Below are 18,781 nucleotides of genomic sequence, written 5' to 3' on the forward strand. Positions count from 1 at the left end.
GTGCTCAACGGGTCACTCCCAGGAGATCGTTCAGGGTGGTCAGGGGGAGATCGGCGCTGATCCCCTTCAGGCCGGCGACGCGGGCGCCGGCCGCGCGGCCGGCGTCAGCGCCGGTCGCGGTGTCCTCGACGACGAGGCAGTGGGTCGGGTCGACGCCGAGCTCCTCCGCCGCCCGCAGGTAGCCCTCGGGGTGGGGCTTGCCGTGGGTGAGCTGGTCGCGGGTGACCAGCAGCGGGGGCGTGATGCCGGCGGCGCCCAGGCGCAACGCCGCGAGCTTCGCGTCCGCACTGGTGACGACGGCCCACGGGATGCCGTCCCGGCCCAGCGCGGCGATCAGGTCGTGCGCACCTGGCGTCGCGACGACCCCGTCGAGGTCGACGTACTCCTTCTCCAACTGAGCACGGCCCTCGGCCTCGGCGTCGAGGTCCGGGCGCAGGAGACGGATCGTGTCGGCCGCGGGACGACCGGGCATCGTCGTGAGCACGAGGTCCTCGTCGACGGCGTGGTCGCGGGCCCAGGCGCGCCAGACCCGCTCGACGACGGCGTCGGAGTCCACGAGGGTGCCGTCCATGTCGAACAGCACCGCGTCCATCGTCATGACCCCTCCGTTCACCTCGACGTCGACTTTTCTCGCCAACCGAGGATAATGGCGGGATGTTCCCGATGTGGGGTGACGACGAGCACGGTGAGGCCGGTCGCCCTTCGCGGGCGGCGGCGGACCGCTGGCGCACGGCCGCTCGGGTGCTCGACGAGGTCCGCCGCGAGCCGGGCCTGACGCGCGTCGTCCTGGCGGACCGTCTGGGGCTGTCCAGCGCGACGACGACGGAGACCGTGGCCCGGCTGCGCACGGCGGGCTGGGTGGCGGAGGAGAAGGCGCCCGTGTCCGGCCGGGGTCGCCCGACCACCCGCCTCGTCCCCGATCCCGCCGGACCGACGGTGCTCGCGCTCGACCTGCGTCACGAGGACTGGCGGCTGGGCGTCGCGGGGCTCGACGGGATCCCCACGGTGGTCGCGTCCGGCTGGCGGGTCCGGGAGTGCCCCGACGAGGTGGCGGGTGCGGTCACCGCGCGGGAGGGGTCGCCGCTCGCCCTGGCCGTGTCGTTCCCGGCCCCGATGGCCGACGGGCGGGTGGTGCGCTCGGGCGAGCTGGACTGGACCTCGCTGGACCTCGCGCGGGTGGTCGGTGGCGCGCCGCTGCCGGTGCTGCAGGGCAACGACGCGACGCTCGCCGGGCTCGCCGAGGCCCGCACCGGGGCGGCGGCCGGGGCCGGGACGGCGCTGTCGCTGCTGGTCGAGGTCGGGCTCGGCGGGACGCTCCTGATCGACGGCCGCCCGCAGACCGGCGCGCAGGGGGCGGCGGGGGAGTTCGGGCACCTGCCCTTCGGCGACCCCGCCGTCGAGTGCCCGTGCGGGGCGCGGGGGTGCTGGGGCCCGGAGGTCGACGGCTACGGGATGGCCCGGCGTCTCGGGGTCCCGGCGCCGTCCGACCCGCGGACGTTCGCCGCGTCGGTGCTCGACCGTCCCGACCCGCCGGCCCGCGCCGCGGCGACGGCGGCGGGTGCGGCGCTGGGTCGGGGTGTCGCGGGTCTGGTGAACGCGCACGACCCCGACGTCGTCGTGCTCGGCGGCCTGGCGCCGCGGCTGCGGGGCCCGGCGTTCGACGAGGCGTACCGGGCCGGGCTGATGGGGTGGCGACGGCCGGTGCCCACGCCGGTCCGCGACGGGGTCCACGGTCCGGACGCCGCGCTGCACGGGGCCGTCGCCCTGGCGCTCGACGAGGTGACGAGCGCGGAGGGCCTGGCGCGGGCGGCTCTCGACCCGGAGGAACGTGCGGGCCCCGCCGCCCGGCTGGACGCCCTGGACACCGAGGTGCGCCGCGGCCGGCGTGCCCGACGAGAGGAGACGCATCGTGACCGCACCGGCTGAGGACCTCGTCGTCCGCCGCACCTACCCCGACCCGGTCGAGGACATCTGGTCCGCGATCACCGAGTCCGAGCGGCTGGGTCGCTGGATCGGCACGTGGACCGGTGATCCGACGACGGGCACGGTCTCGTTCACGATGACCGGCGAGGTCGACGCGGGTGGGGAGGAAGACGACCCCGTCGACGTGACGATCGAGGTCTGCGAGCCGCCGCATCGTCTGGTGGTCGACTTTCCGGCGGGCGACGCGTCGTGGCACCTGGACGTGACCGTGTCCCCGCACGGCGGCGGCAGCGAGCTGGTGCTCGTGCAGCGCCTCGACGGCAGCGTCCCCCGCGAGGACCTCGCCGCCGGCTGGACCTGGTACCTGGCCCGCCTCGCGGCCGCGCAGTCGGGCGAGCCGATGCCGCCGTGGGATCCCGCCTGAGGCGTGCAGGGTCTGCTCCTCGGAGCGGTTTCTGGTGGGCGGTCGGGCAGCCGTCCTACCGTGCTCGACGTGACGTCGGGGCGCGTGCTCGACGCTGCCCGGATCCGGTTCCGGCGCGGCGGGCGCTCCGCGCTGCCCCCGGGCGTGGTGCGCGAGGAGATCGTCGCCTCGTGGGAGCGCTCCGGGACGCCCGGCGACCCGCCCTTCGTCGGTCATCACGACGGCGGCCCGCTGGTCGCGGCCGCCGACTCCGTGCTGCACCGCTTCGTCCGCGAGAACCCGGAGGCCGGCTGCTCCGTCGCGCTGGTCGGCGACGACGGCGTCGTGCGGGTCCGCTACGACACCGACCCGGCGCTCGGCGAGCTCCTCGACGTCGCGGGGTTCGTGCCGGGGCACCGGTGTGACGAGGCCTCCGTCGGGACGACGGCGGCGTCCGTGGCCGCCCACCTCGGCCGGGCCGTCGTCGTCGGGGGCGCCGAGCACCTCCACCCCGCGTGGCGGGTGTTGCGCGAGGCCGCGGCGCCGGTGGCCGGGGGCCAGGTCGTGGTGGTCACCCATCTCGACGAGCCGGTGTCGCTCGCCGTGGCCCGCCTGCTCGCCGATGCGGTGGCCGACCACGGCGAGCGCGACCGGCGCCGGCGGGTCCTCGCGGTCCACGACGCGATGTCCGCGCTGCGGGCCGAGGGCGTGCCGTGGGTGGTGGCCGCGACGGGCGACGAGACGTGGCTCGGCCGGGAGGTCACGGCCCTGCCCGATCCCGACCGGCAGGCCCTGGGCGACGCCCTCACCACGAGCGTCCTGCTCGACGAGACCGGCGGGCCGCGCCACCTCGACCTCCCCTCGGGCGGGTGTGCCGAGGTGGATCTGCGGGAGGTCCGTGGCGAGGACGGCGAGGTGTTCGGGGCCGTGCTCGCGGGTGGGCCGGTCGCCTCGCACGCCGTCGGGCGGGTCGGGGCCGCCGCGCGGGAGGCCCGCCGACGGCAGGGCTCGCACGTGGCGCCGACCGGGCGCCGGGACTTCGCCGCGGACCTGCGCCGCGACCCGTCGTCGGGAACGGACGAGGCGCGCCGGCGGGCGACCCAGGAGCTGTTCGGCCCCTACGAGCGCATGCGGCGCGACGCGACCGCCGCCCTCGGCCACCGGCGGCACCTGCTGCTGGTCGGCGAGACCGGGGTCGGGAAGCGGACCCTGGCGCGCGAACGGTTCACGCACCTGTTCCCGCGCGGCACGTCCACGACCGTCGACTGCTCGGGCGCCCTGGACGACCTCCGCCTCGACCCCGGCGGTGACGCCCACCTGGTGCTGCTCGACCAGGTGCACGCCCTGAGCCCGGTCGCGGCCCGCCGCCTGGACGAGGCGCTCCGGCCGCTGACGGCGATGCCGGGCCGGGTGGTCGTCATCGGCTGCCTGGACTCGGCGGCGGTGGACGCGGGCCGTCCGTATGGCCTGCTGCTGCGGCACTTCCACGACACCGTGCGGGTCCCCGCGCTGCGCCACCGGTCCGACGAGCTCGCCGGCATCGCGGCGGCCGTGCTGCGGTCCATGAGCGGGGCGCGGTCACTGCGGCTGTCGCACCAGGTCGTGCGCGTGCTCGAGGGCTACGCGTGGCCCGGCAACATCGCGGAGCTCGAGGACGTGCTGCGCTACGTGGTGGCCCGCAAGCCGGTCGGGATCGTGCAGCCGCCCGACCTGCCCGCGCTGTGCTTCACCAGCGCCCCGCGCCTGACGATGCTGGAGACCGCCCAGGCCGACGCGATCATCCACGCCCTCTACGAGACGCGCGGCAACCGCTACAAGGCGGCCGCCATGCTCGGGATCGCCCGCTCGTCGCTCTACCGCAAGATCGACGCGTTCGGCATCAGCTACATCGCCTGACCCGGCGGTCCCTGCTGTCCCGGGACCGGGACAGTCGACCTCCGGCGGGTTCCCGACGGCGGGTCGGGTCGTCCCGATATCGGACAGTCCGGGTGTGTGCTGCGCCACTAGCGTCGAGGACGCTCAGGTGGCGAACCAGCGGAGGTCGCGATGAAGGCCCTTGTCTACCACGGTCCCGGTCGGAAGGCCTGGGAGGACGTCCCGGACGCGACGGTGGCGGAACCCACCGACGTCGTCGTCAAGGTCGAGACGACGACGATCTGCGGCACCGACCTGCACATCCTGCAGGGCGACGTGGCGGCCGTGACCGACGGACGCATCCTGGGGCACGAGGCGGTCGGGACGATCACGGCGGTCGGCGACGCGGTCCGCGGGTTCTCGGTGGGCGACCGGGTGCTCGTCCCGGCGATCACCAAGTGCGGTCGCTGCGAGTACTGCCAGCGCGGGATGCCCTCGCACTGCCAGACCGTCGGTGGGATCGGCTGGATCTTCGGCCACCTCATCGACGGCACCCAGGCCGAGTACGTGCGCGTGCCCTACGCGGACACCTCCCTCTACCTCGTGCCGCCGGAGGTCACCGACGAGCAGGCGATCTTCCTGGCCGACTCCCTGCCCACGGGCTACGAGGTCGGCGTGCTGGCCGGCGGCGTGCGGCCCGGGCACACCGTGGCGGTGGTCGGTGCCGGGGCCGTGGGCCTGTCGGCGGTGCTGACGACGGGTCTGTGGGGCGCCTCCAAGGTGATCGCGATCGACTCGAACAAGTTCCGGCTCGAGAAGGCCCTCGAGTTCGGGGCCACGGACGCGATCGAGGTCGGACCGGGGACGGTGTCGGACGTGGTCGGGCTGACCGACGGGCTCGGCGTCGACGTCGCCATCGAGGCGGTCGGCTACCCGGAGACCCTCCTGACGGCGGCCTCGCTCGTGCGCCCGGGCGGGACGATCGCCAACGTCGGTGTGCACGGCACCCCGGTGGAGCTGCCGATGCAGGACATGTGGATCGCCAACGTGACGCTGACGATGGGCCTGGTCGACACCGTGTCGATCCCGACGCTGCTCAAGATGGTCGCGTCGGGCCGCATCCCCGCCGAGAAGATGGGGACGCACTCGTTCACGTTCGACCAGATCGACGAGGCCTACGACGTCTTCGCCAACGCCGCGGCCAACCTGGCGCTGAAGGTCGTCATCACGCCCTGAGTGAGCACGCCGTCGAGCGAAGGGCACCTTCCGTCGGGTAGACGGGCCAGGGGCGCCCTTCGCCAGTACGGCCGCCGTCGAGCGAAGGGCCCCTCCGGTCGATCTACTCGACCGAAGGGGCCCTTCGCTCAGTCCAGGGGGCCTGCGCTCAGCCCGCCGCGACCGGCGTCCGCAGGTCCGCGGCGGGGAACGGCGGCAGGTCGTCGGCGCGCAGCGAGGCCCGGCCGGCCAGCCGCCAGGCCCGCGCGACGACGTCGTGGTCCTCCTCGGTGACGAGGTTGCCCATGACGCGCAGGGCCACCGTCATCAACGCCTTCGACCGCATGCCGACCGGACCCGCCAGCGGCAGCAGGCGCGGCATCGTCAGGAGCTTCGCCAACCGGCGCGCGATCGAGAACGCGGAGCCGTAGTGCTCGCGGAGGGTCGCGGGCCAGGCGAGGGACCAGTCGTCGGTGCCGAGCAGGTCGACCACCAGGCGCCCCGTCTCGAGGCCGTAGTCGATCCCCTCGCCGTTGAGCGGGTTCACGCAGCCGGCGGCGTCGCCGACCAGCGCCCAGTTCCGCCCGGCGACACCCGACACCGCGCCGCCCATCGGCAGCAGCGCCGACGCGACGTCGCGGACCTCGCCGTCGAGCTGCCAGTCCTCGCGGCGCTGGGCGGCGTAGTGCTCGATCAGGGAGCGGAGCCGGACGTTGGCGGGGCGCTTGTCGGTCGCGAGCGTCCCGACCCCGATGTTCACCGACCCGTCGTGCAGCGGGAACACCCAGCCGTAGCCGGAGAGGACCTCGTCGTCGGTGCCGCGCAGCTCGAGGTGCGAGGAGATCCAGGGGTCGTCGTGGCGCCCGGAGCGGATGTAGCCGCGGGCGGCGACGCCGTACGCGGTGTCCTTGTGCCACACCCGGCCCAGCACGCGGCCCAGGGTCGAGCGGGCCCCGTCGGCGACGACCAGGCAGCGGCAGCCGATGCGCGACCCGTCGTCGAGGACCACGGCCGCGACCCGGTCCCCGGAGAACTCGACGTCGACCGCGCGACGGCCCTCCACGGGGGACGCCCCGCGCTCCAGCGCGACCGAGCGGATCCGCGCGTCGAGCTCCGTGCGCGCCACCGCCCCGCCGTGCGCGGGGAGCGACCCGCCCGGCCACGGCAGCGTCAGGAGTTGCCCGAAGCCGGCGGCGCGCAGGCCCCGGTTCTCGCCGCGCCCACGCACCCACTCGCCCAGGCCGAGCTTCGTCAGTTCGGCGATCGCGCGCGGGGTCAGGCCGTCGCCGCACGCCTTGTCGCGGGGGAAGACGGCGGCGTCGAGCAGCACGACGTCGTGACCCGCCTGCGCGGCCCACGCGGCCGCGGAGGACCCGGCGGGGCCGGCGCCGACAACGAGGACGTCGGTATTCACGTCCACCAGGATGCCTGCTTCAGCCCGCGAGGAGGCTGAGACGAATCTTGCGCGACGGGTTGTCGCCGTTGGTGTCGACCAGGCACACCGACTGCCAGGTCCCGAGCGCCATCCGGCCGCCGAGCACCGGCACGCTCATGGACGGTGCGATCAGCGCGGGCAGCACGTGGTCGCGCCCGTGGCCGGCGGAGCCGTGGCGGTGGCCCCAGCGGTCGTCCGCAGGGAGGAGTTCCTGCAGCTGGGCGAGCAGGTCGGAGTCCGAGCCCGCACCGGTCTCGATGATCGCCAGGCCCGCCGTCGCGTGCGGGACGAAGACGTGCAGCAGCCCGTCTCCCGCGTCCGCCTCGCGCAGGAACCGCTCGCACTCCGCCGTGACGTCGCGCACGGTCTCGTGGCGGCCCGTGCTGACCTCGATCTCCTCGCTGTGCATCACGGGTCAGCCTATGCGCCAGACTGCGCGCCGTACCGACGGCGTTTCTGACGTCCAGCGTCAGCATGGCCGCACTGCTGACACGACCAGGGAGTCCACATGACCGACGTCGCCGTCGTGACCGGCGGGGGACGGGGCATCGGCGCCGGGCTCGCGCGGGCCCTGAGCGAGCGGGGGCTCCACGTCGTGGTCACCGACGTGGACGGCGACGCGGCGCAACGGACCGCCGACACGCTCCCCGGACCGGCGACCGCGATGCCGCTGGACGTGCGCGACCCGGGCGCCCACCGGTCCGTCGCCGCCGCGGCCGCGGACCTCGGCGAGGTCTCGGTGTGGGTCAACAACGCCGGGGTGCTGTCGACCGCGTCGGCGTGGGAGGCGACTGACGCCGAGGTCACGGCCACCGTCGAGATCAACACGCTCGGCGTCGTCCACGGCTGCCGCGCGGCGGTCGACGTGATGCGGCGCGGCGACATCCTCAACGTCGTCTCCCTGTCCGGGCTCGGCCCGACGCCGGGTCTGGCCGTCTACGGAGCGTCCAAGGCGGCGGCGCTGTCCTACACGCAGGCCCTGCACACCGAGCTCGGGGGCGCCCGTCGGCCGATCCGTGCCCTGGCCCTGTGCCCGGACGCGGTCTCCACCGAGCTGCTGCGCGCCGTGTCCGACCGGCCCTCGTCCGCGCTGCTGTTCACCGGCCCGCGGGTGCTGGGGGTCGACGAGGTGGTCGCCGCCGGGATGGCGATGCTCGACGCGAAGCGCCAGCTCCGGGTGCTGCCGACCTGGCGCGGGTGGCTCACCAGGACGCAGTCGGTGCTCCCCGGGGTGGCCCGGGTGCTCACCCCGATGGTGGCTCGCATCGGTGAGCGGCGTCGGCCGGGCGGGTGACCGACGCGCCGTCGGGCGGGGGCCGTGACGTCCCCGTGATCTCTCGGGCTACCGTGAGCGCCGCTCGTCGTCACCCGATCGTGGAGGCCGGATGCTGCTGATCGCCCCCGATCCCCGCCACGGCATCGCGCCGCAACGGATCGGTCGGGTCCGTCGGCTGCTCGACGGGCTGCCCACCGCGCCCGGGCTGGCCGTGGCCCTCCCCGGTGGTCCGGACGGCGTCCTCGACGCGCTCGTGCTGCGTCCGGACGGCGTCCTCGGACTCGTCCCGGCGGGTGCCCGGATCCCGGTCCCGACGGCGGGTCCGGCGGGCGGCTCGCAGGAACGGGGAGCCGCGGAGGTCGACCGGCTGCTCGCCCTCGCCGACCCCACGCCGACCGCCCCCCGGCAGGTCGTCCCGATCGGCGGCCACGAGAACCCCCGGCACGACGACCCGGAGCGCACCGACGAGGACACGAGCATCGGCATCGCGACCGCCGCCCGCCTCGTCCTGACCGCCTCCGCCGGCCCCGCCGTGCTCGACGCCGCGGAGGTGCGCCGGCTGTTCGCCGCCTGGCGGCTCGCCGAGTTCCTCCCTCCGTCCGCCGACCTGGCCTCGGCCGGGTTCGCGACGGACGACGAGGCCGCCCTCCCCGGGCCCGTCCCCACGGCCCGCTCGGCCGCGCTGTCCAACCCCGGCGGCCCGCTCGCCCGGCCCGCCACCGCGCCGTTCGCTCCGGGCGGTGTCGAGGAGTCGCCGCGTCTCGGCGGCGTCGACCCGTCCGGCTCCGGACGCCGCCGCCGGGCCCGCCGGACCGCCCCCCTCGTGCTGCCCGCGTGGGTCTCGACGTGGCGCGGACTGGGGATCGCCGCCGTGGCGGCGTTCGGGATCGCCCTGGGGGTCGCGGTCCTCGTCGTGCGCAGCACCGGTGCGGGCCCGGAGGAGATCGCGGCGGAGCCGGTGCGCGTCGTCGACGGCGTCTCCTGGACCCAGCGCGTCGTCACGACCGAACCCACCTGCGAGGGGCACGCCTACGGCCTGGCGGTGCAGTTCCTCCGCGAGCGGCCGTGCGTCCAGCTCGACCGCGCGCTGTGGACCGCGGAGTCGGGGGGCACGCCCGTCGTCGCCTCGGTCGCGGTGGTGCGGATGCACGACGCGCCGTCGGCCGCCGCGTTCAAGTCCCTCGTCGACTCCTCGGGCACGGGCAACGTCGCGGACCTGCTCCGCGAGGGCCGCGGCTACCCGGGCGCGCCGACCGGGGTCGCCGGCGGCGGCTACTCCTCGACGCAGCTGGGCGAGACCGTCGTCATCGCCGAGACCGACGCCACCGGCTCCGGGTCGGCCTCGGAGTCCAGCCTCGACCGCCTCGCCCGCGCGGCGCTCGGGCTGCGGGACACCTCGGGCCAGTAGGGCCCTCGGACCACCCGGTCGCCGATCAACCCGTCGGCGCGGCACCCGGCAGCGAGGGGACCTCGGGCGTGACCCCGGCCAGGCTCCGCCAGCGGCGGCCGACGGTGGCGGACGCGGTCATGGCGGCGACGCCGGTCGTGCGCAGGTCCCGGTCGTCGGTGCGCTCCAGCACGGCGCGCCAGGCCACGGCCACGTCGTCCTCGGCGACGACGAGCAGCGCGGCCGCGCTCGCGGCGTCGGTGACCGGCCGCGGGGTCGCGTAGGCCGCGGCGGCGGGTGTCGCGCGCTGCCCGGCGCCCTCGAGCAGCGCGATCAGCGCGTCCCGCCGCTGCCGGTGCGCGAGGGCGGCGTCGGCCAGGGGCTGCGCGGCCTCGGCGGGCAGGAACGCCGACGCGAGCCCGCAGCACCAGATCGCCGCGTGCTCGGCGCCGAGGGCACCCTGGGCGGCGTCCCGGGTCGCGGTCGGGTCGAGGGGCGAGGTCACGTCAGCGCCTCCGCCCATCCCGCGCACGACGCGGCGACCGAGGCGACCAGGCCCGCCCGGTACCGCGCGGTGGTGACCGCCAGCGTCGACGCGGCGTCCCGGGCGGCGACGAGCGAGGTCCGGAGCGCCGCCACGGGGTCCGCCACCGGCGGGGTCGCCGGTGGGGGCGCGTCGAGCGCCTCGGCGCGGTCCGGACGGGCACGCCGGATCTCCGCGCCCAGGGCGTCCGCGTGCGCCCGGCGCGCCTCGGCGACCGGGGTCAGCCGGGTCGCGACGTCTGGGGAGGCGCCCGCCGCGGCGGCCGCCGTCGCGGCGTCGGCCCGGGCCGCCGCCCACGGCGCCTCGAGCTCGTCGGGCCCCTCGTCGCGGGCGCACCCTGCGGTACCCAGCGCGACCGCACCCGCCGTCAGGAACGCGAAGGAACGGCGGGACAGGGTCGGGGCGAGCGCAGCGACGGGGTGGGGGACGGAGCGCATCACCGCTCATCGTGCCACCCGGCCCCGGGACTACCCTGGAGCCACCGCTCCCACCGTCCCAGGAGGATCACCCGTGCCCGTGGGCTCACCCACCGGTGCCGCCGCGACCGCCCTGACGCCCGTCGTCGCCGACGTCGTCGAGCGGGCCGGCTTCGTGCTCGACGACCTCGACGTCCGCCCCGCGGGCCGTCGCCACGTCGTCCGCGTCACCGTCGACACCCCCGACGCCCCCGCGGTCGACGACGGCCCCGCCGGCGGGGTCGACCTCGACGCCGTCGCCGCCCTGAGCCGCGACGTCTCGGCCGCCGTCGACGCCCACGAGGAGTCGCACGGCGCCGTGCTCGGGGAGTACACCCTCGAGGTCTCGACCCCCGGCACCGACCGCCCGCTGACCGAGCCCCGGCACTGGCGCAAGGCCTGGCTGCGGCGCGTGGCGGTCACCCTGGAGGACGGGACGAAGATCTCGGGCCGGGTCGGCGCCGTGACCGACGAGGCGGTCACGCTCGCCGTCGAGAAGGGGCTGCAGGAGGTCCCGCTCGCGACGGTGTCGCGGGCCGGCGTCGAGGTCGAGTTCAAGCCCGCGCCCGAGGCGCAGGTCGAGGCACTGCAGGACGATCGTCGTGAGAAGGAGCAGCGGTGAAGGTCGACCTGATGGCCCTGCGTGCGATCGAGCGCGACAAGGACATCTCCTTCGAGACGGTGGTCTCGGCCATCGAGTCGGCCCTGCTCACCGCCTACCGCCAGACCGGGCGCGACACGCCCGGCGCGCGCGCCGAGGTCGACCGCACGTCCGGCGAGATCCGCGTCCTCGTGCCCGAGCAGGGTGAGGACGGCGAGACGGTCGGCGAGGTCGACGACACGCCCGCGGGCTTCGACCGGATCGCGGCGACGACCGCGCGGCAGGTCGTGGTCGCCCGGTTGCGCGACGCGGAGAACGACCGGAGCTACGGCGAGTACGCCACCCGCGAGGGCGAGGTCGTGTCCGGCGTCGTGCAGCGGGACGCCCGGGCCAACGCCCGCGGCGTCGTGGTCGTCGACATCGGCTCCATCGAGGGCGTCATCCCGTCGGCCGAGCAGGTGCCGGGGGAGAAGCTGGAACACGGCGAGCGGGTGCGGTGTTACGTGATCGGGGTCTCCCGGACCCCGCGCGGCACCGCGGTCACGCTCTCGCGGACCCACCCGAACCTGGTGCGCAAGCTCTTCGCGTTCGAGGTCCCGGAGATCGCGAGCGGCGCGGTGGAGATCACCGCGATCGCCCGGGAGGCCGGCTACCGCTCCAAGATCGCCGTCCGCTCGACGGTGCCCGGGCTCAACGCCAAGGGCGCGTGCATCGGCCCCATGGGGGCCCGGGTGCGCGGGGTGATGGACGAGCTGCACGGGGAGAAGATCGACATCATCGACCACTCGGACGACCCGGCGGAGTTCGTGGGCAACGCCCTCTCGCCGTCGAAGGTGGTCTCGGTCGAGGTGGTCGACCTCCGTGCGCGGGCCGCCCGCGTCGTCGTGCCGGACTACCAGCTCTCGCTGGCCATCGGCAAGGAGGGCCAGAACGCCCGCCTCGCGGCCCGGCTCACCGGGTGGCGCATCGACATCCGCTCGGACGCCGAGCCCGAGTCGGACCTCGTCGCGCCCTGAGGGTGGGTACGGGGCTTCGGCGGCGATCCCACGACGCGGTAGAGTCAGACATGGCCCGGACCCGTCCGGCTCACCACGAGGTTCCACCGATCGAAGGACCGGTGCGCACCTGTGTGGGGTGTCGATCGCGGGGGTCGGTGTCGGAACTGCTGCGAGTGGTGGCCGTGGACGGGACCTGTGTGCCCGATCCGCGGCGTCGTGAGCCGGGGCGGGGTGCGTGGTTGCATCCCGACGCCGACTGTCTGCACCGCGCGGAGCGCCGGTCGGCGTTCCCCCGGGCGCTGCGCGTCCCGGGGCCGTTGGATCTCGGTGCCCTGCACGCACTGCTCGCCCCGCAGCCCGCACCGTCCGACCCGGACCACGGCCCCGACGACCGTCGGAGTCGGAGAACCAGGAAGCAGGTCGACCCCCATGAGCCAGCCGTGAAGCACTCGCGATGAGCGCGCAGGCGTAGGACACGAGGTCGCGGGCACGCCGCCGACCTCGAGAATGAGGAGATCAGTGGCAGGCAAGGCCCGGGTGCACGAGCTCGCGAAGGAGCTCGGCGTCACCAGCAAGCAGGTACTTTCGCAGTTGGAGTCCCTCGGCGAGTTCGTGAAGTCCGCGTCCTCCACCGTCGAGGCTCCCGTCGCGCGCAAGCTGCGCGACTCCATGAACAACGGCGGCGGCGGTTCGTCCCGCGGCCCGCGTCCGGGGGCCCGCTCCGGCGGGTCCGGAAACGGCAACGGGCAGGCGTCCGGCGGCGCTCCGGCGCCCGGCCCGCGTCCGGGTGCGGAGGCGAAGCCGGGTCCCTCGGCGCCGGCGGCCCCCGCCGCGTCGGCGGCCCCCGAGGCTCCGGCCGCCTCGGCGAGCCCGGAGGCCCCGGCCGCCCCGAAGCCGGCCGACGCCCCGCGTCCCGGCGCCCCGCGCCCCGGCGGCGAGTCCCCGGCCTCCGGCGGCAGCCGCCCCGGCCCGCGGCCCGGCGGGGACCGTCCGCGCGGGATCCCCAAGCCGGGCTCCCAGCGTCCGGGCGGCGAGCGCGGCGGCGACCAGCGCCAGGGCGGCGACCAGCGCCAGGGTGGCGGCCGTCCCGGGCAGGGCCAGGGCCGTCCCGGGGGCGACCAGCGTCCGGGCGGCGAGCGTCCCGGTGGCGAGCGTCCCGGTGGCGACCGTCCCGGTGGCGACCGTCAGGGTGCGCCGCGTCCCGGCCAGCAGCAGCAGCGTCCGGCCGCCGCGTCGGCCGGTGGCGACACCGCCGCCGCGCCGCGTCCGGGTGCGCCGCGTCCGGGGCCCAAGACCCCGCGCGTCGGCAACAACCCCTTCGGCGTCGGCTCGGGTGCCCCGCCCCGTCCGCAGGGACCGCGTCCCGGCGGGTCCCAGGGCGAGCGGCCGCCGCGTCCGCCGCGTGACGGCGAGGCGCCCATGCCGCGTCCGCCCCGCGACGGCGAGCGTCCCGCGGCGGGCGACCGTCCGCCGCGTCCCGGCGGCTCGGGTGGCGCGACCCCGGGCAACATGCCTCCGCGCCCGAACCCCGGCATGATGCCGGCCCGCCCGGCCGGTCCTCCCGGTCGCGGTGGCCCGGGTGGGCCCGGCGGCCGAGGCGGCCCCGGTGGTCGTCCCGGTGGCGGTGGTCGTCCCGGTGGCGGCGGCGGTGGCTTCCGTCCCGGTGGCGGTGGCGGCCCCGGTGGCGGTGGCGGCGGTGCGCCCGCGGGCGGCTTCCGCGGACGTCCCGGTGGCGGCGGTGGCCGCGGCCGTGGCGGCGGCGCCGCCGGTGCCTTCGGGCGCGCCGGTGGACCGGTGCGTCGTGGTCGCAAGTCGAAGCGGCAGAAGCGTCAGGAATTCGACAACATGCAGGCGCCGTCGGTCGGCGGTGTCCGCCTGCCGAAGGGCCGCGGCGAGACCGTCCGGCTCCCGCGCGGCGCGTCGCTGACCGACTTCGCGGAGAAGATCGACGCGAACCCGGCCTCGTTGGTCCAGGTGCTCTTCCACCTGGGCGAGATGGTCACGGCCACCCAGTCGGTGTCCGACGACATCCTCGAGCTGCTCGGCGGCGAGATGAACTACGACGTGCAGGTCGTGTCCCCCGAGGAGGAGGACCGCGAGCTGCTGGAGTCGTTCTCGCTGAGCTACGGCTCCGACGAGGGTGACGAGGACGACCTCGCGGCGCGCCCGCCGGTCGTCACGGTCATGGGTCACGTCGACCACGGCAAGACGCGTCTGCTGGACACGATCCGCAAGACGAAGGTCGCCGAGGGCGAGGCCGGTGGCATCACCCAGCACATCGGCGCGTACCAGGTCGACACCGAGCTCGAGGGTGTCGAGCGGGCCATCACCTTCATCGACACCCCGGGTCACGAGGCGTTCACCGCCATGCGTGCCCGTGGGGCGAAGTCCACGGACATCGCGGTGATCGTGGTGGCGGCCGACGACGGCGTCATGCCGCAGACGGTGGAGGCGATCAACCACGCCCAGGCGGCCGACGTGCCGATCGTGGTCGCGGTGAACAAGATCGACAAGGAGGGCGCGAACCCCTCCAAGATCCGTCAGCAGCTCACCGAGTACAACCTCGTCGCCGAGGAGTTCGGTGGCGACACGATGTTCGTCGACATCTCGGCGCGCGAGAACATCAACATCGACGGGCTGCTCGAGGCCGTCCTGCTCACCGCGGACGCCTCCCTGGACCTCCGGGCCAACCCGGACATGGAGGCCCAGGGTGTCGCGATCGAGGCGCACCTCGACCGTGGCCGCGGCCCCGTCGCGACCGTCCTGGTCCAGCGCGGCACGCTGCACGTCGGTGACTCGGTGGTCGCCGGCGACGCGTCGGGTCGTGTCCGACGGATGCTCGACGAGTTCGGCGACGACGTGAAGGAGGCGCTGCCCTCCCGTCCGGTGCAGGTCATCGGCTTCACGTCGGTGCCCGGCGCCGGTGACACCTTCCTCGTCGTCGACGAGGACCGCGTCGCCCGCCAGATCGCCGACCGGCGGCGCGCCCGTGAGCGCAACGCCCAGCTGGCGAGCCGTCGCAAGCGCATCAGCCTCGAGGACCTCGACGCCGCGCTGAAGGAGACCAACGAGCTCAACCTGATCATCAAGGGTGACAACTCGGGAACCGTCGAGGCTCTCGAGGACGCGCTCATGAAGATCGACGTGGGCGAGGAGGTCCAGCTGCGGGTGCTGCACCGCGGGGTCGGTGCGATCACCGAGGGCGACATCAACCTCGCGATCGCGTCCGACGTCATCGTCATGGGCTTCAACGTCCGTGCCGAGGGCAAGGCCACGGAGCTGGCCAACCGCGAGGGCGTCGACATCCGCTACTACTCGGTCATCTACCAGGCCATCGACGAGATCGAGGCGGCCCTCAAGGGCATGCTCAAGCCCGTTTACGAGGAGGTGGAGCTCGGCACCGCGGAGGTGCGCGACGTGTTCCGCTCCTCGAAGGTCGGCACGATCGCCGGTTGCCTCGTGACCGAGGGGATCATCCGCCGCAACGCCAAGGCCCGCCTGGTGCGCGACGGAGCGGTGGTCGCCGAGAGCCTCACGATCAACTCGCTCAAGAGGTTCAAGGACGACGCGACCGAGGTCCGCGACGGCTACGAGTGCGGTCTGACGCTCGGGTCGTTCAACGACATCAAGGTCGACGACAGGATCATGACCTACGAGATGCGGGAGAAGCCGCGCGAGTGATCTCGTGTTCGTAGGTGTGCTCGAGCTCGACCTGCTGCTCGGCGACGTCGGGAGCATCAAGGAGAAGCGCTCCGTGGTGCGACCGGTCGTCGCCGAGCTCAAGCGGAAGTACGCGGTCTCGGTCGCCGAGGCCGGGCACCTCGACCTCCACCGCCGCGCCCTCGTGGGCGTGGCGGTGGTGGCCGCGGACGCCGAGCACGTCTCCGACGTGCTCGACCACTGCGAGCGCCTGGTGAGCTCCCACCCCGAGTTCCAGGTGCTCTCCGCGCGGACCCGCTGGATGGGTCCGCACGACGACTGATCCGATCGCCTGGAGGAAGGCCGAGATGGCCGATGCACCCCGCGCCCGGCGTCTCGCCAAGCGGGTCGTCCAGATCGTCGCGTCGACGCTGGAGCACGAGGTCAAGGACCCGAGGCTCAAGCTGGTGACGATCACCGACGCGCGCCTCACCGCGGACCTGCGCGAGGCCACCGTCTACTACACGGTCTACGGCGACGAGACCGACCGCACCGCGTCCGCGGCCGCCCTGGCGAGCGCGACCGGCGTCGTCCGCACCGCCGTCGGCCGCCAGACCGGGATCCGGCACACCCCGTCGATCACCTTCGTCCCCGACGCCGTCCCCGAGGGTGCCGCGCGCATGGAGGAACTGCTCGCGGGCGTGCGGGCGGCGGACGAGGAGGTCGCCTCCCTCGCCGCCGGCGCGGACTACGCCGGTGAGGCCGACCCGTACCGCAAGCCGCACGAGGACGACGACGAGGACGAGCTCGCCGAAGACCTCGTGGACGTCGACGAGGACGACCTCGCCGAGGAGCGTTCCTGACGACCTCGCTCGACGCCGGCCCCACCCGGGTGCTGTCGCTGTCCGCGGCCGCCCTGGTGGTGCTCGTGGCGGAGCCGCTCTACCTGCTGGTGGACACCGCCGTCGTCGGGCGACTCGGGGCCCTGCCCCTGGGTGCGCTCGCGGTGGGCGCGGTGGTGCTCGCTCAGGTGTCCTCGCTGGGCACGTTCCTGGCGTACGGGACGACCGCCCGGGCCGCGCGGGCGTTCGGCGCCGGTCGTCGGGACCGCGCGATCGCCGAGGGCGTGGCGGCGACGTGGCTGGCGGTGCTCGTCGGGGTCCTGGTGATCGTGGTCGGGCAGCTCGTCGCTCGTCCGGTTGCCGACGCGCTGGGCGGCGGCGGGGTCCTCGCCGACGAGGCGGTCGACTGGATGCGGATCGCCCTGTGCGGCGCCCCCGGCATCCTCGTCGCGATGGCCGGCAACGGCTGGATGCGCGGCGTGCAGTCGACCCGGGCACCCGTCGTCGTCGTGCTGGCCGGCAACGGGGCGTCCGCGATCGCGTGCCCGATCCTGGTGCACGGCGCCGGCCTCGGGCTCGAGGGCTCGGCGATCGCGAACGTCGGCGCGCAGACGATCGTGCTGCTGCTGTTCGTGGTCGCGTTGGTGCGCGAGGCCGTGCGCCTCGGCGTGACGGTGCGGCCGGTCCCGGCCGATCTGCGGGCGCAGCTGGGCCTCGGCCGCGACCTGCTGCTGCGCAGCCTCGCCTTCCAGGCGTGCTTCCTCTCGGCGACGGCGGTGTGCGCCCGGTTCGGCGCCGCGTCGGTCGCGGCCCACCAGGTCGTCCTGCAGCTGTGGACGTTCATGGCGACGGTGCTGGACTCGCTGGCGATCGCCGCCCAGCAGCTGGTCGGGGCGGCCCTGGGGGCGTCGGCGGCGTCGTCGGCGCGGACCGTCACCCGCCGCGTGACCTGGTACGGCCTGGCACTGGGCGTCGCCGCCGGCCTGGTGTTCGCGGCGCTCGCCGGGGTGCTGCCGCGGGTGTTCACCCCGGACGCCGAGGTGCTCGCCACCATCCCCGCCGCGTGGTGGTTCTTCGTGGCCCTGATGCCGGTCGCCGGGTTTGTGTTCGCGCTGGACGGGGTCCTGCTGGGCGCGGCGGACGCGGCGTTCCTGCGCCGGCTGACGCTGGGCTGCGCGCTGGTGGGCTTCCTCCCCGCCATCTGGGCCTCGCTGGCGTTCGGCTGGGGACTCGCCGGGGTCTGGGCGGGTTTGTCGCTGTTCATGCTCGGCCGGGCGGTCGGGGTGGGGCTCCGGGCCCGGGGCGACGCGTGGATGGTGACCGGGGCGAGCGGAGCGGCGGGGAGGGACCAGGACCGGGCGTGACCCGCCCCACCCGCCGTCGGGAAGGTGGCGGGTGCAGGATGGGGCGTCTACCGATCAGTACCCGGAGGTCCGCCTGCCATGACCGCTCCCACCACCCGTGTCGCCGTCGTCACCGGTGCCGCCCGCGGACTCGGTGCCGCGACCGCGCTGCGTCTGGCCGCCGACGGTCTGGCCGTCGCGGTGATCGACCTCGACGAGTCCGCTGCCAAGGGCACCGCGGACGCGATCACCGAGGCCGGTGGACGGGCGATCGCGGTCGGCGCGGACGTCTCGGACGCGGACGCGGTGAACGCCGCGGTCGAGCGGATCGTCGCCGAGCTCGGCCCGCCCACCGTGCTGATCAACAACGCCGGGATCACGCGGGACAACCTGCTGTTCAAGATGAGCGAGTCCGACTGGGACCAGGTCATGGGCGTGCACCTGCGCGGCTCGTTCCTGATGACCCGCGCGGTGCAGGGGCACATGGTCTCCGAGGGGTTCGGGCGGATCGTGAACCTGTCGTCGACCTCGGCGCTGGGCAACCGTGGCCAGGTCAACTACTCGGCGGCCAAGGCCGGGCTGCAGGGCTTCACCAAGACCCTGGCGATCGAGCTGGGCCGGTTCGGCATCACGGCCAACTGCGTCGCCCCGGGCTTCATCGCCTCGGAGATGACGAAGGCCACCGCGGAGCGCCTCGGGCAGGACTGGGACGAGTGGCAGGCCGCCCGCGCGAAGGAGATCCCGGTGCAGCGCGTCGGGGTCCCGGAGGACATCGCGAACATGGTCTCGTTCTTCGTCGACGAACGGGCCGGCTACGTGTCGGGCCAGGTCATCTACGTCGCGGGCGGTCCGAAGACCTGAGGCTG

At 75.1% G+C, this 18,781-nt stretch carries 19 protein-coding genes; 14 read left to right on the forward strand and 5 right to left on the reverse strand.

What is annotated here, in order from left to right; all coding sequences use genetic code 11:
* Positions 1 to 4: 4 nt before the first annotated feature.
* Positions 5 to 598 (reverse strand): HAD-IA family hydrolase, encoded by a 594-nt coding sequence (locus QRT03_RS09940; RefSeq protein ID WP_286052540.1) that lies wholly within the window; start codon positions 596 to 598, stop codon positions 5 to 7.
* A gap of 56 nt (positions 599 to 654) precedes the next feature.
* Between QRT03_RS09940 and QRT03_RS09945 the strand changes: the two genes are divergently transcribed.
* The 4 genes from QRT03_RS09945 to QRT03_RS09960 all read left to right on the forward strand — a co-directional run bounded on the left by QRT03_RS09945 (position 655) and on the right by QRT03_RS09960 (position 5,416).
* On the forward strand, positions 655 to 1,926 hold the full coding sequence (locus QRT03_RS09945) for an ROK family transcriptional regulator (RefSeq protein WP_286052541.1): 1,272 nt from the start codon (positions 655 to 657) through the stop codon (positions 1,924 to 1,926).
* The gene (locus QRT03_RS09950; RefSeq protein ID WP_286052543.1) at positions 1,910 to 2,347 is read left to right on the forward strand and encodes an SRPBCC domain-containing protein; all 438 of its coding nucleotides are present in this window, start codon (positions 1,910 to 1,912) and stop codon (positions 2,345 to 2,347) included. Before QRT03_RS09945 ends, QRT03_RS09950 begins: the two co-directional genes overlap by 17 nt.
* Positions 2,348 to 2,416: 69 nt before the next feature.
* Entirely contained in the window at positions 2,417 to 4,222 is a 1,806-nt protein-coding gene (locus QRT03_RS09955; RefSeq protein WP_286052544.1) for a helix-turn-helix domain-containing protein, read from the forward strand.
* A gap of 150 nt (positions 4,223 to 4,372) precedes the next feature.
* Positions 4,373 to 5,416: an alcohol dehydrogenase catalytic domain-containing protein gene (locus QRT03_RS09960; protein ID WP_286052546.1), complete on the forward strand. Its 1,044-nt coding sequence runs from the start codon at positions 4,373 to 4,375 to the stop codon at positions 5,414 to 5,416.
* 148 nt (positions 5,417 to 5,564) lie between these two features.
* Here the strand turns inward: QRT03_RS09960 and QRT03_RS09965 are convergent, their stop codons facing one another.
* Entirely contained in the window at positions 5,565 to 6,809 is a 1,245-nt protein-coding gene (locus QRT03_RS09965; RefSeq protein WP_286052547.1) for a geranylgeranyl reductase family protein, read from the reverse strand.
* 19 nt (positions 6,810 to 6,828) lie between these two features.
* On the reverse strand, positions 6,829 to 7,239 hold the full coding sequence (locus QRT03_RS09970) for a secondary thiamine-phosphate synthase enzyme YjbQ (RefSeq protein WP_286052548.1): 411 nt from the start codon (positions 7,237 to 7,239) through the stop codon (positions 6,829 to 6,831).
* 99 nt (positions 7,240 to 7,338) lie between these two features.
* Here QRT03_RS09970 and QRT03_RS09975 point away from each other — a divergent pair, with 99 nt between their 5' ends.
* Positions 7,339 to 8,124, forward strand: a complete 786-nt coding sequence (locus QRT03_RS09975; protein WP_286052549.1) for an SDR family NAD(P)-dependent oxidoreductase — start codon at positions 7,339 to 7,341, stop codon at positions 8,122 to 8,124.
* Between the two features lie 91 nt (positions 8,125 to 8,215).
* Positions 8,216 to 9,514: a hypothetical protein gene (locus QRT03_RS09980; protein ID WP_286052550.1), complete on the forward strand. Its 1,299-nt coding sequence runs from the start codon at positions 8,216 to 8,218 to the stop codon at positions 9,512 to 9,514.
* Between the two features lie 25 nt (positions 9,515 to 9,539).
* Here the strand turns inward: QRT03_RS09980 and QRT03_RS09985 are convergent, their stop codons facing one another.
* Together QRT03_RS09985 and QRT03_RS09990 are read right to left on the reverse strand one after the other, a co-directional pair.
* Positions 9,540 to 9,998, reverse strand: a complete 459-nt coding sequence (locus tag QRT03_RS09985; protein WP_286052551.1) for a DUF4439 domain-containing protein — start codon at positions 9,996 to 9,998, stop codon at positions 9,540 to 9,542.
* Complete coding sequence (locus tag QRT03_RS09990; protein ID WP_286052552.1) at positions 9,995 to 10,474, reverse strand: hypothetical protein; 480 nt, start codon at positions 10,472 to 10,474, stop codon at positions 9,995 to 9,997. Before QRT03_RS09990 ends, QRT03_RS09985 begins: the two co-directional genes overlap by 4 nt.
* A 79-nt stretch (positions 10,475 to 10,553) precedes the next feature.
* On the opposite strand from QRT03_RS09990, the gene rimP reads away from it, so the two are divergent.
* The 8 genes from rimP (at position 10,554) to fabG (ending at position 18,776) form a co-directional block, all read left to right on the forward strand.
* Positions 10,554 to 11,114 carry a ribosome maturation factor RimP gene (gene rimP, locus QRT03_RS09995; protein WP_286052553.1) on the forward strand — a complete coding sequence of 187 codons (561 nt, stop codon included), beginning with the start codon at positions 10,554 to 10,556 and terminating at the stop codon, positions 11,112 to 11,114.
* Positions 11,111 to 12,109, forward strand: a complete 999-nt coding sequence (gene nusA, locus QRT03_RS10000) for a transcription termination factor NusA (RefSeq protein ID WP_286052554.1) — start codon at positions 11,111 to 11,113, stop codon at positions 12,107 to 12,109. The genes rimP and nusA overlap by 4 nt, the downstream gene beginning before the upstream one ends.
* Positions 12,110 to 12,159: 50 nt before the next feature.
* The gene (locus QRT03_RS10005; protein ID WP_286052555.1) at positions 12,160 to 12,549 is read left to right on the forward strand and encodes a YlxR family protein; all 390 of its coding nucleotides are present in this window, start codon (positions 12,160 to 12,162) and stop codon (positions 12,547 to 12,549) included.
* A gap of 61 nt (positions 12,550 to 12,610) precedes the next feature.
* Entirely contained in the window at positions 12,611 to 15,772 is a 3,162-nt protein-coding gene (gene infB / locus QRT03_RS10010) for a translation initiation factor IF-2 (protein WP_286052556.1), read from the forward strand.
* Between the two features lie 4 nt (positions 15,773 to 15,776).
* On the forward strand, positions 15,777 to 16,073 hold the full coding sequence (locus QRT03_RS10015) for a DUF503 domain-containing protein (protein WP_286052557.1): 297 nt from the start codon (positions 15,777 to 15,779) through the stop codon (positions 16,071 to 16,073).
* Positions 16,074 to 16,098: 25 nt separating this feature from the next.
* Complete coding sequence (gene rbfA / locus QRT03_RS10020; RefSeq protein WP_286052558.1) at positions 16,099 to 16,593, forward strand: 30S ribosome-binding factor RbfA; 495 nt, start codon at positions 16,099 to 16,101, stop codon at positions 16,591 to 16,593.
* Positions 16,594 to 16,622: 29 nt separating this feature from the next.
* Positions 16,623 to 17,936 (forward strand): MATE family efflux transporter, encoded by a 1,314-nt coding sequence (locus QRT03_RS10025; protein ID WP_286052560.1) that lies wholly within the window; start codon positions 16,623 to 16,625, stop codon positions 17,934 to 17,936.
* A 78-nt stretch (positions 17,937 to 18,014) separates the two neighbouring features.
* Entirely contained in the window at positions 18,015 to 18,776 is a 762-nt protein-coding gene (gene fabG / locus QRT03_RS10030) for a 3-oxoacyl-ACP reductase FabG (RefSeq protein ID WP_286052561.1), read from the forward strand.
* Positions 18,777 to 18,781: the final 5 nt, after the last annotated feature.

This window comes from Actinomycetospora termitidis, assembly GCF_030286555.1.
Classification (GTDB): Bacteria; Actinomycetota; Actinomycetes; order Mycobacteriales; family Pseudonocardiaceae; genus Actinomycetospora; species Actinomycetospora termitidis.

Coding starts and splice junctions, on each gene's coding strand:
- QRT03_RS09940 (WP_286052540.1), bottom strand. CDS start 598: ATGACGATGGACGCGGTGCTGTTCGACATGGACGGCACCCTCGTGGAC.
- QRT03_RS09945 (WP_286052541.1), top strand. CDS start 655: ATGTTCCCGATGTGGGGTGACGACGAGCACGGTGAGGCCGGTCGCCCT.
- QRT03_RS09960 (WP_286052546.1), top strand. CDS start 4,373: ATGAAGGCCCTTGTCTACCACGGTCCCGGTCGGAAGGCCTGGGAGGAC.
- QRT03_RS09970 (WP_286052548.1), bottom strand. CDS start 7,239: ATGCACAGCGAGGAGATCGAGGTCAGCACGGGCCGCCACGAGACCGTG.
- QRT03_RS09975 (WP_286052549.1), top strand. CDS start 7,339: ATGACCGACGTCGCCGTCGTGACCGGCGGGGGACGGGGCATCGGCGCC.
- QRT03_RS09980 (WP_286052550.1), top strand. CDS start 8,216: ATGCTGCTGATCGCCCCCGATCCCCGCCACGGCATCGCGCCGCAACGG.
- QRT03_RS09990 (WP_286052552.1), bottom strand. CDS start 10,474: ATGCGCTCCGTCCCCCACCCCGTCGCTGCGCTCGCCCCGACCCTGTCC.
- QRT03_RS10005 (WP_286052555.1), top strand. CDS start 12,160: ATGGCCCGGACCCGTCCGGCTCACCACGAGGTTCCACCGATCGAAGGA.
- rbfA (WP_286052558.1), top strand. CDS start 16,099: ATGGCCGATGCACCCCGCGCCCGGCGTCTCGCCAAGCGGGTCGTCCAG.
- fabG (WP_286052561.1), top strand. CDS start 18,015: ATGACCGCTCCCACCACCCGTGTCGCCGTCGTCACCGGTGCCGCCCGC.